Source organism: Vibrio sp. 10N.239.312.D08, from assembly GCF_041466145.1.
Classification (GTDB): domain Bacteria; phylum Pseudomonadota; class Gammaproteobacteria; order Enterobacterales; family Vibrionaceae; genus Vibrio; species Vibrio crassostreae_C.
Genome location: NZ_JBFSSD010000011.1, coordinates 26,981 through 40,902 on the forward strand (window position 1 = coordinate 26,981; position 13,922 = coordinate 40,902).

Genomic DNA, 13,922 nt, shown 5'->3' on the forward strand with positions numbered 1-13,922 from the left:
TGAGTTCGATTATACCTGAATTTGTAACTAGAGCATCACACTAAACACGTCTTTTCATTGAATCTTTCGACTAACTGGCTAGCAAATGCACAGTGTTGAAGCGATCGCTTACCCACATCCCCTTAGAACATAAGACCTATCAAACCAACTTCATTTCTGACCACTTATTAACCAAAGTAGCAATGTGAATTTATATTCACCTCAAAACTGGTATATACCAAATGAGATTTATGGATGAAATTTAACTACAAAAGACCAAAAACAGGGAATAAAGACGGTAGATTTACTCTTCTGGCGATGAAAACGGGCAGAAATTAAGGTGAAAAAATAGTCGTAAGTTCACTATTTAAATGGTTAAGCCGTGATGTATTTATCAGGATGAGGTTTTTTAGGCACAAAAAAATCGGCTAATGAGCCGATTCTGAGGAAGGTTTATACGTTTGTGTGCTGCGATGCGTGGTTGAAATGATGTGCTAGATTAGAGGTTAACCTACCATCGCTATGTGTGTCTGATGAAGGATAGCGTTCGCGTCTACCATTCTATCGTGCATGACCTTAATCGAGTCGCCAAAGCGTAACCCTTTTGAAGGCGTTAACAGGAACTCTTCTAGGTCAACAAATGCACATAGGCTCGCACACTCTCCCACTTCTAATACAATGAAATACCCTAAGCTATGCTCGTTATTCATTTGTACAATATCCCCTTCTTGAGGATATTCATGGCCAGTACCTTGTGAGTCGAAGAACCAACTCTTAGGCTGTACAGGCTTATGGAAACGCTTTGCTGCCACACAATAGAGTGCTAATTCAGCTTGACGAGGCTCAGACAGTTCTAAGCCAGAAATTTGTTCTTTGAAGGTTTGGTATGAAGATGCGTCATCAACGGTGAATTCATTATCTCGAAACGCGCAGTCCACCAGCTTATTGCGGACCAGATTCGTTTTGAAAATCATATCCTCTCCGAGGTTTAGCATTAATGAACATTGCTGCTCATCGTAATACCAACTCCATGTATCGCTAGGTTTAAGCATCATTTCGTCTCACACTGTTGAACCATTCCATTAGGTAAAACGCAAAATTACCTTCAATTACAGTAATTTTACTGAGCAATAGGCAAAAAAAAAGAGGAAATGAATTCCTCTTTCTTGTCGCTTTTCTCTACAACTCAGTGAGTTACAGTGTCTCTTTTATTAAGACGATGCCAGATTGTCGCTTTTCAGAAATAAAAGCGTCTTGCCGTTTAAAGATTTTTAACGATGTCACCTACAAGGCCTGGACCTTTGTAAATGAAACCAGAGTAAACTTGTACAAGCTTAGCGCCTGCCATCATTTTCTCTTTTGCAGCAACATACGAGTCAACACCACCTACTCCAATGATCGGCAGTTTGTCACCCAGCTCTTCGTGAAGTTTACGAACTACTTCAGTACTACGAGATTGAACAGGACGTCCACTTAGGCCACCCGCTTCATCACAATGTTTCATACCTTCAACGATTGAACGATCCAATGTTGTGTTTGTTGCGATCACACCATCGATCTTATTTTTGATCAATGATTCACAAATTTGGCGAATTTCGTCGTCGCTTAGATCCGGAGCAATCTTAAGAGCAAGAGGAACATATTTACCATGCTTCTCTTCCAGTTCAGATTGTTTCGTTTTAAGTTCAGACAATAGATCGTCTAGAGCTTCGCCGTATTGTAGAGAACGAAGTCCTGGAGTGTTTGGTGAAGAGATGTTCACAGCAATGTAACCAGCGTATTGATATACCTTCTCCATACAGATCAAGTAATCTTCAGCGCCCTTTTCAATTGGTGTGTCTTTATTCTTACCAATGTTAATGCCTAAGATGCCATCGTAGTTCGACTTCTTAACATTCTCAACAAGGTTGTCGACGCCTAGGTTGTTAAAACCCATGCGGTTGATGATACCTTCAGCTTCAACAAGACGGAATAAACGAGGTTTGTCGTTACCCGCTTGCGGACGCGGAGTCACTGTTCCTACTTCTACGAAACCAAAACCCATTGCGCCAAATGCATCAATACATTCGCCGTTTTTATCTAGGCCAGCAGCAAGGCCAACTGGGTTTTTAAAAGTAAGACCCATGCACTCTACAGGTCGGTGAGGTAACTGTTGGCGATACAAAAGATCAATAGGTGTGCCTGTGAAGCGCTTGAAATTTTGAATTGCAAGATCATGTGCCTTTTCGGCATCAAGTTGGAAAAAGCCAGTTCTGGCTAGACGGTAAAGCATTGTGCCTCCGATAGAAAAAAGCCCCGTGTAAACGGGGCGCTATTATTTACTTATTTACCCAACTATTCAATCTATTACTGTCTGTAAGGGTAAGATAATCAAGTTTGCTAACGAATGAGGTTCATTATTAAGCAAACGTTATCGTTTCTTCAAGTTATTAAGCCATTTCTAATCTCAACCTTAGTACAGCCATCAGGTCACTTAACAACAAACAACGTTTGCGTCGAAGTTTGTTCTTCAAAAGTCGTTAGGCCTATTGTTTCCACTTTACCGAAACGAAAAAGGCAGACCTTTTGGCCTGCCCTTATACTTTTTCGTCTTATCTAGTAACTAGTCTTTTGACATGCAGTTTAGATTCAACAGCATCAATTCACGCAGTGCTACTGAGAACTTAGCAAACTCATGAACAGAACCTACTTTGAATTCGTTTAGGATGCTTTCCCAACGATGTAGAGAAACAGAGTTACTTTCCATCCAGTCATCAAGCGCTTTAATCACATCGATATCTGAAGCACAACCACAGTTAAGTACTTGACCAGTTAACTGGCGTTGCTGCCAATCCAGATCTTCTCTGAATGCTGCACGCGCCAGTGCTTGCCAGTTGTTGTCTATAGCTTGGCCATTGATTTGCTTCAAGAACCAGTGCAGTGACAAACGGTCGCCTAGGTTGAAGTAAAGCTTAGACGCTTGCTGTACTGTTTTACCTGTTTCACGAGCCACTGTAGATATATCCAGTGCTGAGTACAGGCTAGACAAACGAGCCACTGAATTAGCCAGCTCAGCGTTTACACCTTGGTCAATCCATACTTGAGCCATTGCTTGATGCTCTTCTACTTCTGAAGCCACTAGGTTTTCATCCAGCTTCTCAGTAATTGCGACGACATCACCTTGGTAAAGCTCAATCAATGCATTCACTGACTGTTTACCGGTACGGTTTCTTAGCAACCAGCGTGCTAGACGACGAAGCGTACGACGTACATGGTAAAGCAATTCGTATTGAGCTTCAGAACTTGAGATGTTGTCCAGTTCACGGATGCTCTTCAATACCTTACCCAGGCCGTAGATTTCACGTGATGCCGCGTAAGCATTCGCAATATCAACAATGTTCGCGCCCGTCTCTTCTTGCAAGCGAGTCACGAAGTTACAGCCCATCTCGTTAACCATTTGGTTAGCAAGCGCAGTCGCAATGATCTCTGCACGAAGTGGATGGTTATCCATGTGCTGAGAGTAGTTACGGCGTAACTCTGTTGGGAAGTATTGCATCAGTTGTTGAGCATGGAACTCATCATTCGCAATGTCATCACTCACAAGATCTTCTTTTAGAACCATTTTACCGTAAGCGATCAATACTGATAGCTCTGGTCTTGTTAGTGCTTGGCCCTGCTTCTCACGTTCTAGCAGCGTTTCGTCATCTGGGATGTATTCCAAACCACGGTCTAAGTACCCGGCTTTTTCCATTGTGTGGATAAAGCGGATTTGCTCTTTCACTAAGCCTACACCTTGATGCTCAGTAACAGAGATAGACTCAGCTTGGCAGTAAGCGTCGTCTAGTACGATTTCACCTACTTCATCTTCCATAGATTCAAGAACTTGGTTACGTTGCTTAACGGTAAGATCACCATTAGACACCAAGCCATTCAAGAAGATCTTAATGTTAACTTCGTTATCCGAGCAATCTACACCACCAACGTTATCGACAAAGTCAGTATTAACTCGACCGCCCGTTAGAGCGTATTCAATACGACCCAATTGAGTCATACCCAAGTTACCGCCTTCACCAACAACCTTAGCTTTCAGGTCACGGCCATCGATACGTAGCACGTCATTTGCACGGTCACCCACATCGGTATGAGTCTCACTAGAAGACTTAACGTAAGTACCAATACCGCCGTTCCAAAGTAGATCAACTTTCATAGACAAGATCGCTTTGATCAAGTCGTTTGGTGCCATTGATGCTTTCTTGGTACCCAGCATTTTCTGAATTTCAGGTGTCAAAGAGATAGACTTCGCTCGGCGAGAGAAGATGCCACCACCTTGAGAAATCAGGTCTTTATTGTAATCTTCCCAACTTGAACGAGGCAGATTAAACAGACGGTCACGCTCTACCCAGCTTGATGCTGATTCTGGATTCGGGTCAATGAAGATGTGCATGTGGTTAAACGCAGCTTGCAAGCGAATGTGCTTAGATAGCAGCATACCGTTACCAAATACGTCACCCGCCATATCACCCACACCAATGGCAGTGAAGTCTGTGCTTTGACAGTTAATACCCATTTCGCGGAAGTGACGTTTAACCGATTCCCAGCCACCTTTCGCCGTGATACCCATGGCTTTGTGGTCGTAACCGTTAGAGCCACCCGATGCAAACGCATCACCTAGCCAGAAGTTGTACTCTTCAGCTACTGAGTTCGCTAGATCTGAGAATGTCGCGGTGCCTTTATCGGCTGCAACAACCAAGTATGGGTCATCTTCATCGTGACGAACAACGCTCTTAGGTGGGATAACCTCACCTTCAATGATGTTGTCTGAAACGTCTAGCAATGCACGGATGAAGCGCTTGTAACAACGTTGACCTTCAGCAAAGATCTCGTCTCGGCCAGACATCATGTGTTGACGCTTACAAACGAAACCACCTTTAGCACCAACCGGTACGATAACCGTGTTCTTAACTTGTTGCGCTTTAACTAGGCCTAGAATCTCAGTACGGAAGTCCTCTTGACGGTCTGACCAACGTAAACCACCGCGTGCTACTTTACCGCCACGTAAATGCACACCTTCAATGTCTGGTGCGTAAACGAAGATCTCAAACGCAGGAACCGGCGCAGGGATATCTGGAATCTCGCTTGGTCTCATTTTCAGAGCCAACCAAGGTTTAGACTGCTTATTCTCGTCTACTTGGTAGTAGTTAGTACGAAGCGTTGCAGTGATCATTTCCATGTAGCGACGAATGATACGATCATCATCCAAGCTTTCTACATGATCCAACTGTTCAGTGATCTTCTTAATAAGATCTTGTTGGCCTTTTACGCTGCCCTTCAGTTTCGGGTCAAAACGCTTGCCGAATAGGCTCACTAGCCCTTTCGCTAATTCTGGGTAATGAGACAATGTGTCTTCAATGTATTGTTGGCTGAATGGGAAACCAACTTGACGCATGTAACGAGCATAAGCACGTAAGATTGAGATTTCACGGCCAGAAAGACCAGCGCCAAGTACTAAGCGGTTGAAACCATCGCTGTCTAACTCACCCGCCCAGATTGCCGCAAAGGCTTGTTGGAAAAGATCGCGAGCTTCACGAAGATCAATGGTCTTATCGCTCTTGTGCAGCATAGAGAAATCAAGGATCCAATAGGTCACACCGTTGGTTTTACGCACTTCATATGGAGATTCACCGATAACGCGTAGGCCAAAGTTTTCAAGCATTGGCATAACATCAGAAAGGTGAATTGGCTCATCGCTGTGGTAGAACAACTTCAAACGAACGGCTTTTGAATCTGCCGCTTCTTCTTGAGGACGGTAGAAAAGCATACCCAGTTTGTTGTCTTCACTTAGCGCTTCTAAACGTTCAATGTCGGCAACAGCAGAACCTGGCATCATGTCTTCTTTGTACGAACGTGGGAATGCACGCATGTACTCTTTCGACAATGGAAGACCTTTGCTTTCACCGAAGTTTGCAATGATAGATTCAGACAGACGGTCATCCCACGTAGACGATACTTCCATTAAATTTTGCTCAATTGTTTTCACGTCCACATCCATGTTGTTGTTATCAACACGAACAATATAGTGCGTTCTTGCTAGCGGGCTTTCAGAGAAGTACGTTGTAAATTCAACCTCTTCTTCACAACCAAAGTACTGTTTCAAGATGCGCTGTGTTTGGCGACGAAGCTCAGTGTTGTAACGATCTTTTGTTACGTAAACCATGCAGCTAAAGAAACGACCAAACGGGTCTTTGCGAACAAACAAACGCAGGAGATCGCGATCTTGCATTTGTACTACGCCCGTACCGACTTCTAGTAGCTCTTCTTCTCGAGCTTGCAGCAGTTCATCACGTGGGTAGTTTTCAAGAATGTTGTGCAGCGCTTTGTAAGAGTATGAACCTTCACGGTAACCACTCGCATCCAAAATACGTTCTACTTTCTCGCGAACAAGAGGAATCGTTTCAACGGTTTGGTTATAAACGGCAGATGTGTAAAGACCAGTAAAGCGGTGCTCACCAATGACCTTACCGTTCTTATCGAACTTCTTAATACCAATGTAATCGTTGTAAGCTGGGCGGTGAATGCGTGAAGCCGTGTTGCCCTTGGTTACGATAAGCACATAAGGCTTTTTCGCTTCAAGACGTGCCGAATCAGAAAACTCAGATAGCTTAACGTTACGTACACGATCTGAGTTCGCAAACAAACCAAGACCTTGCTCCTTGGTCGGTTGCAGTTCAGTGTCGCCGTTAACTGAAACTAGGTCATATTCCTTATAACCCATGAATGTAAAGTTGTGTTGGCCTAACCAACGAAGAAACGCCAACGTTTCATCAAAGCGCTGGCCGTCTACTGGAATGCTCTCTTTTTGCTGTTCAACTTGATTGGTCACTTCTTCAAGTCTTTCAACCATCTTCAACCAATCGTTCACGACTAAGCTAGTGTCGGTAAAGATATCCAGCAACTCCGTTTTAAGTGCTGTCATTTCAGCTTTACTACTCAGACGGTCAACTTCGATATGGAAAAGCGATTGGAATGCACCTTCGTTATTGCTTACACCGACAACACTGCCCTTATCTGAGCGAGAGATTTGTGTTGGGTTATGAAGCATAAGGTGAGAAGAAAGGTCTAGGCGAGTCAATGCCATTTTTACGGAATCAACAAGGAATGGACTGTCTGGAACGACTATCTCAACGATAGTATGAGTAGACTGCCAACCTTGACGACTTACCGTCGGGTTGAATACGCGTACAGAGATTTCGTCGGCTTTCTTTTCATTGATGTGATGCCATAAGCTAACTACAGCACCATATAAATCGGATTCGTTTCTCTGAGTTAGATCGTCGTGAGAAACGTTACTAAACAAGTGTTGAGCAAGTTGAGTTACGAGAGGTCGATGAGCAAGGTCAAGTTTGTCTTGAATCAGCTTGTAAACTTTTTCAAGTAAAACTGGAACCACAGTTTCACGTGCGGTCATAGTCACACTCCACAATTAGAATTATATTTTATTATTAGGGGGATCACTTAATCTGGTGTTTGAAACGTGCCGTTGAGCGCTTTTCTACTAACGAGTTAAGCAAAGGTAATGCATTCATTTATTGTAAAAGCATTATTGAAAAATAGTTAATTGTTTTGGAGGTGGTAAGAGCTGAAATGTTTGATTATGTGATTAAGATTCCTTTTAACTCACTAGGCACGCCAAGGTTTACAGAGCTTCTAACTTAATAAACTTATTTTTTTGGTCAGTTGTCAGCCTAAACTGCCCTCTAACCCCTATTTGTGTAAGAAATGGTCTGAACCGAGTTGCAGGTAACTGTAAGCGTAAACCTGTTGTTGTTATCACTTGAACTTTACTTGCGGCGCCAGAATAGCTGGCCAAAAACTGCTGATATGAGATGTTAAGTTGGAAAATATAGCGATTCATACGATACCTGTATAAATATACAGTGCCAGTGTTTTTTGGCACTTTTAGATGTCTGACGGTGAAACTGAACTTGAAGCTGCTCTAGCTTATCGAAAATTCGATGAACCAGAAACAAAAAATCAGTGGCAGATATTCTCTACCACTGATGACCTTTCATTATAGCAAACAGTTTATTAGTAAACCGCTTATTAGCAAACAGTTACCTGAATGCGCGCTGACTTAAGCCTCTAGTGCTTTCGTCACTTTCTCAAACAAGTCTTTTGCTAGGTTGTCCATGTTCTTTAACGTCTCTAGTTCTTTTTTGATCAGAGCTTGGCGTTCATCATCGTACTTACGGAACTTAAGTAGCGGGTCAATCAGACGTGAAGCCACTTGCGGGTTGCTGCTGTTCAGTTCACGTAAGATCTCGCCTGCAAATGCATAGCCTTGACCAGACTTGTCGTGGAATTGAACCGGGTTCATGTTTAAGAATGAACCGACCAAGTTACGGGTACGGTTCGGGTTCTTCAAACTGAACGCCTGGTGCGACATCGACGCTTTGATCACTTCAAGTGCGTTTGAACTTGGGTTTGTACCTTGCAATGCAAACCACTTATCCATAACAAGACCATCGTGTTTCCACTTGTCACTGTAATCCACCATCAAGGTTTCACGACATGGTAGTTGTGCACTGTTTGCCGCGCCCATTGCTGCCATCGTATCTGTCATGTTATTCGCTTGTTGATACATCGCAACAACCAAGTCATTACCCTGCCCAGTATGAGCTAAGTAACTTAAGCAAACTTTACGTAGAGTACGCTTACCAATCGAATCGTGATCGATCGTGTATTCTGTTAGTGCGTGGCTGTGATAAACCGCCGCTAACTCGTCTTCAAGTTCTGCAGCTAATGTAACTTTCATCGAGTTAAGAACCGATGCGACCGCATCAATATCAACGCGCTCGTACCAACCCGATACTTCATTGTGGCTTGGTAGAGAAAGCATTTCTGCAATAAACGCAGGCTCTAGTGAATCACTCAGCAGTACGCCACGGAATGCATCAACAACAGAATCAGAAAGCTCAAACGCTTGACCCTGCTGAACTTTCTCCACGTTACTGCGGATGTACTTCGCTAATAGCATTTGACCCGCATCCCAACGAGAGAATTCATTGCGAGCATTCACCATCAAGAAGATCAGTTCTTCATCTGAGTAGTCATATTCCAATTTCACTGGCGCAGAAAATTCACGAAGTAATGATGGGATCGGTTGCTCAGAAACGTTTTCAAACACGAACGTTTGCTCTGCTTCTTTCACATCTAATACATTATGAACTGGCTTACCGTTACATTGTAACTCAACAACTTCACCCGCAGCTGTGTATAGCTCGATATCTAGTGGAATATGCAGAGCCTGCTTTTCGGTTTGCTCATGAGTTGGCGCTGTTACTTGGCGAGTCGTTAACGTGTACTCTTTTTTCTCTGCATCGTAGTGGCTTTCAACAGAAAGCGTCGGCGTACCAGACTGGCTGTACCATAAACGGAACTGAGACAGATCAACACCCGATGCATCTTCCATTGCCGCTACGAAGTCTTCACATGTTGCCGCCGTGCCATCGTGACGTTCAAAGTACAGCTTCATGCCTTTTTGGAAACCTTCCTCACCCAACAATGTGTGGATCATTCGGATCACTTCACTGCCCTTTTCGTACACCGTTAATGTGTAGAAGTTATTCATTTCTATCACTTTTTCAGGGCGAATTGGGTGAGACATTGGGCTCGCATCTTCAGCGAATTGTGGCCCACGAATAATACGAACATTGTTGATACGGTTTACTGCGCGAGAACCAAGATCAGATGAAAACTCTTGATCACGAAAAACCGTTAAGCCTTCTTTCAAGCTTAATTGGAACCAGTCACGACAAGTGACTCGGTTACCTGTCCAGTTATGGAAATATTCGTGACCGATTACTGCTTCGATACCTAGGTAGTCAGTATCTGTTGCTGTTTGGTCGTTCGCTAAAACGAACTTAGAGTTGAATACGTTCAGGCCTTTGTTTTCCATCGCACCCATGTTGAAGAAATCAACGGCTACGATCATGTAGATGTCTAAGTCATACTCAAGATTGAAACGCTCTTCGTCCCACTTCATTGAGTTAATCAAAGAAACCATCGCGTGATTTGCGCGGTCTAGGTTGCCTTTGTCGACAAAGATTTCTAGATCGACATTACGACCTGACTGCGTTGTATATGCGTCACGAAGTACATCAAAGTCACCCGCTACTAAAGCAAACAAGTACGCTGGTTTTGGATGTGGGTCTTGCCACTTCACCCAATGACGACCGTTTTCAGCTTCACCTTCATCTACACGGTTACCATTACTTAATAAGAATGGGTTCTCTGCTTTGTCTGCAATTACCGTTGTAGTGAATTTCGCCAACACATCTGGGCGATCCATGTAGTAAGTGATACGGCGGAAACCTTCAGCTTCACATTGAGTACAGAACGCGCCACCCGACTTGTACAAGCCTTCAAGTGCACTGTTCCCTTCAGGGTTAACTTCGGTAACGATGGTTAGAGTAAATTCTTTTGGAAGGTCATTCAGCGTAAGTTGAGTTTCAGACTGCTCGTACTGAGTCCATTCGTTGCCTTCAACCAAAACAGAAACCAACTTCAAGCCTTCACCATCAAGTACTAATGTCGTGCTGTCTTTCTCCTGCTTAACACTAGAAACAGCCGTAACAATGGATGCTGAGTCGTACAAATCGAAAGTAAGTTCGATTTCAGAAATCGTGTGAGATGGTGATTGATAATCTTTACGATACTTGGCTTGAGGTGTATGTGCCATGACGGGTTCCTTTTGATCGTTATACGTAATTATTTTTAACTGTATATATCTAAAGGTTGAGCGCCAATAAAACAAGGGGAATATTAAAAAAAGGAGGCATTGTAAGAAAATGCCTCCATGTTTTGCTATTTTATCAATCAAATCAGACAGGAACGCCTAAGAAATGAACTGTGCACAATATTATCAACGAGTACGCCGTTACTGCTAAAACTGACGATTATCGAATGCGATTGAGTACCGCAAACATATCTCCCTCTTCACCTTGCAGCGTTAACACATCGCTGTTCAGTGTATATCGAGTGCCGTGTTCACCGTTCTCATAAAGTAACACTAGTTGATCGCCTTCTGTGTAATACACCCCGCGACGAATGACTTCACCACCTTCTTCATCTGATACTCGGAACATGAATATAAAGTCCGGCTGAAGGACTAAATCCATTTTTTGAATGTTACTCGCACGTAGATCGCTTCCAGACAGTTGGGCGCTTGACCAGATTCCCGCCAATGCATTTGGCAAGGCCTTAGTGAACATAACACCGTTAAGATTCAGCATGTTGTGATTACTGCTGTACGCGTAAACCTGAGGTTCTGAGGTATTCAAACCCAAAATAATCGTGTCTTCATTGGCGTTATACAAACCTTCCCAATGATCGACACTGTAGTCTTTCTTTTGGATATCGATAGTGAATGAGTAGTTTGAATCAAGAGTGAGCTTGATCGCTCTAAAGTTTTCAGTGCCTTGCTCAGGATCAGGATTCATCAAATACCAATCACCAAGCAGCAAAGGAAGGTCAAAATGAGATAGATTACTATCACTTTTTGATTGTTGGTTACTCGAAGCGACCTCGCTCCCAAAAGCCACAAAACTTAAACAAGATAAAAATAGTAGAATCCATTTCATAAGCGTCCCCTCGTTTTCTTTAAGCTTAGGCACGTAATGAATAGAAAGCGAAAAAATATGATCTAAGTCACTAAATTTTAAGTGCGAAGTAACTTAAATGTCATTATCACTCGAAAAATAATACTTAAGTTTAGTTATTTTTACAGTGTACTTCACAGCCGAAAATCAAATAACAGTGGTTCTGCAGCAAGTTAAAAAGCGAGGAAGCATGCCGTTAACATGACATTATTCGAGGCAAGAACACAGGTACAAAAAAAGCGAGCCTAAGCTCGCTTTTCAAATAGTACGTCTTTAAACAATCACCTTATAACAGGTATTTTGTTTATTTCTTGATCATATCCAGCATGATAGCAACTGATTCATCAAGATAAGCATCCGGGGCTTCGTAGTCTTTTGGAATATCATCCAACGTTTTAAATGCCTCTAACTTAGCGGCTTTTTGACGTTGATTGATACGATCTAGACGAAGCGCATCCGCATCATCGCTCTCTTGCTGACGTACCTTTTCATTCAAAGAAAGGTCGTTATCGTCTTTATCTGCCTTATATTTTTCAATATCTTGCGCGATAAAGCCAAATTCCATGTCTGTCGCAATACGAGCTTGGTGTTGAGCTGTTAAAGCAGCAATTTGCTCATCGTTACGCTGTAACACTGAGTAGTTTGCTTTATCAATGCTGTCCCAAGGTAGAGCATTGTCTTCAACACTTTCACCAGTATCTGCCGGGTCTATTGGCGTTGGGTAAGCAATATCAGGTACTACACCTTTGTTTTGCGTACTGCCACCATTGATTCGGTAGAATTTCTGGATTGTGTATTGAACGTAGCCCAACTCTTTATCGAACAAATCATAGATATGATTCAAAGAACGATGTTGTTGTACCGTACCTTTACCGAAAGAGTTTTCACCTAGGATGATTGCACGACCGTAATCCTGCATCGCTGCTGCAAAGATCTCAGATGCCGAAGCACTGTAGCGATTCACCAATACCGTTAACGGGCCTTGGTAACTGATTTGACCATCAGTATCGCTGTTCACTTTGACACGACCGTAGCTATCACGAACCTGAACAACAGGTCCTTCTTTGATAAACAAACCAGAGAGTTCAGTTGCTTCAGTCAGTGCACCACCACCGTTGTTTCGGAGGTCAACAATAATACCTTCAACACCTTGCTCTTTAAGCTCGGTGATCAGTTTATCGGTATCTTTAGAAAGGCCAACGTAGAAACTTGGTACTTCTAATACACCAATTTTCTTGCCGTCTTTCTCGATCACTTCTGATTTAACAGCGCGGTCTTCTAAACGAATCTTATCGCGAACAATTGTGACAACGTGACTTTTTGCATCTTTACCATCTGGCAAGATCTGTAGCTTAACTTTGGTCCCTTTAGGGCCTTTAATAAGTTGTACTACATCGTCTAAACGCCACCCGATAACATCAACAATTTCTTCGCCATCTTGACCAACACCAACAATGCGGTCTCCATCACTCAATTGTTTGCTGTTTGACGCAGGGCCACCAGCAACTAAAGAGCGAATAACGGTGTAGTCGTCTGTCATCTGAAGCACAGCACCAATACCTTCTAGAGATAGGTTCATCTCAGATTGGAATTGTTCTGCATTTCTTGGAGAAAGGTAACTTGTGTGAGGATCAACTTCACGCGCAAATGCGTTCATGTAGATCTGGAAAGCATCTTCATTATGCGATTGCGTAATACGCTTCATCGCATTGTTGTAACGCTTTTCCAAAACTTCTTGAATCTCTGGCCACTCTTTACCAGTAAGTTTTAGATTCAACGCATCATATTTAACGCGTTTTCTCCAAAGCTCATTCACTTCAGCGATATCTTTTGGCCACTCAGCTTCACTACGATTGAGCTCAATACTTTGATCGGTATCAAACTTAATCTCTGTATCTAGCAAAGACAATGCATATTGAAAACGTTCAAAACGCTTCTGCATAGACAGATTATAAACATCGAATGCAATCTGGTTATTGCCCGATTTCAGCTGATCATCAATTTGTTTAGATGACGCAGAGAAAGAGTCAATATCAGCTTGAGTGAAGATATTACGATTATAATCCAGCATCTCTAAGTAACGATTAAAGATAGCTTGAGAGAAATCATCGTTGAGATTGAAGTGTTTATAGTGAGAACGAGTAAATCGAGAAGTAACACGTTTACTAGCAGTTTCGTGTTGGACCTCAGGAGCGAGTAGAGGTAAATCGTCCTGATCTAATTTGGCTTCAAGAGCCTGAGCTGAAGCTGCTAGCCAAAAGCTAGCAGCAATCAGTGTCAATTTTGAACGGCATTTCATGCGTAGGA

7 protein-coding genes are annotated in these 13,922 nt (G+C 42.9%); all 7 read right to left on the bottom strand.

The window, feature by feature from the left end:
- Nucleotides 1–485: 485 nt before the first annotated feature.
- Nucleotides 486–1,034, bottom strand: a complete 549-nt coding sequence (locus AB6D58_RS08215; protein ID WP_017063848.1) for a cell division protein ZapC — start codon at nt 1,032–1,034, stop codon at nt 486–488.
- A 206-nt stretch (nt 1,035–1,240) separates the two neighbouring features.
- Complete coding sequence (pyrD, locus tag AB6D58_RS08220) at nt 1,241–2,251, bottom strand: quinone-dependent dihydroorotate dehydrogenase (RefSeq protein ID WP_017063847.1); 1,011 nt, start codon at nt 2,249–2,251, stop codon at nt 1,241–1,243.
- 330 nt (nt 2,252–2,581) lie between these two features.
- Nucleotides 2,582–7,423, bottom strand: coding sequence for an NAD-glutamate dehydrogenase (locus AB6D58_RS08225; protein WP_017066961.1), 4,842 nt, complete (start codon nt 7,421–7,423; stop codon nt 2,582–2,584).
- Between the two features lie 228 nt (nt 7,424–7,651).
- Complete coding sequence (locus AB6D58_RS08230) at nt 7,652–7,870, bottom strand: DUF2835 domain-containing protein (protein WP_004733645.1); 219 nt, start codon at nt 7,868–7,870, stop codon at nt 7,652–7,654.
- A 219-nt stretch (nt 7,871–8,089) separates the two neighbouring features.
- Nucleotides 8,090–10,696, bottom strand: a complete 2,607-nt coding sequence (gene pepN, locus AB6D58_RS08235) for an aminopeptidase N (RefSeq protein ID WP_372156940.1) — start codon at nt 10,694–10,696, stop codon at nt 8,090–8,092.
- A gap of 217 nt (nt 10,697–10,913) precedes the next feature.
- Nucleotides 10,914–11,597: a hypothetical protein gene (locus tag AB6D58_RS08240; protein WP_017068918.1), complete on the bottom strand. Its 684-nt coding sequence runs from the start codon at nt 11,595–11,597 to the stop codon at nt 10,914–10,916.
- 322 nt (nt 11,598–11,919) lie between these two features.
- Nucleotides 11,920–13,914, bottom strand: a complete 1,995-nt coding sequence (gene prc / locus AB6D58_RS08245) for a carboxy terminal-processing peptidase (RefSeq protein ID WP_372156942.1) — start codon at nt 13,912–13,914, stop codon at nt 11,920–11,922.
- Between the last annotated feature and the right edge of the window lie 8 nt (nt 13,915–13,922).

Coding starts and splice junctions, on each gene's coding strand:
- AB6D58_RS08215 (WP_017063848.1), bottom strand. CDS start 1,034: ATGATGCTTAAACCTAGCGATACATGGAGTTGGTATTACGATGAGCAG.
- pyrD (WP_017063847.1), bottom strand. CDS start 2,251: ATGCTTTACCGTCTAGCCAGAACTGGCTTTTTCCAACTTGATGCCGAA.
- AB6D58_RS08225 (WP_017066961.1), bottom strand. CDS start 7,423: ATGACCGCACGTGAAACTGTGGTTCCAGTTTTACTTGAAAAAGTTTAC.
- AB6D58_RS08230 (WP_004733645.1), bottom strand. CDS start 7,870: ATGAATCGCTATATTTTCCAACTTAACATCTCATATCAGCAGTTTTTG.
- pepN (WP_372156940.1), bottom strand. CDS start 10,696: ATGGCACATACACCTCAAGCCAAGTATCGTAAAGATTATCAATCACCA.
- AB6D58_RS08240 (WP_017068918.1), bottom strand. CDS start 11,597: ATGAAATGGATTCTACTATTTTTATCTTGTTTAAGTTTTGTGGCTTTT.
- prc (WP_372156942.1), bottom strand. CDS start 13,914: ATGAAATGCCGTTCAAAATTGACACTGATTGCTGCTAGCTTTTGGCTA.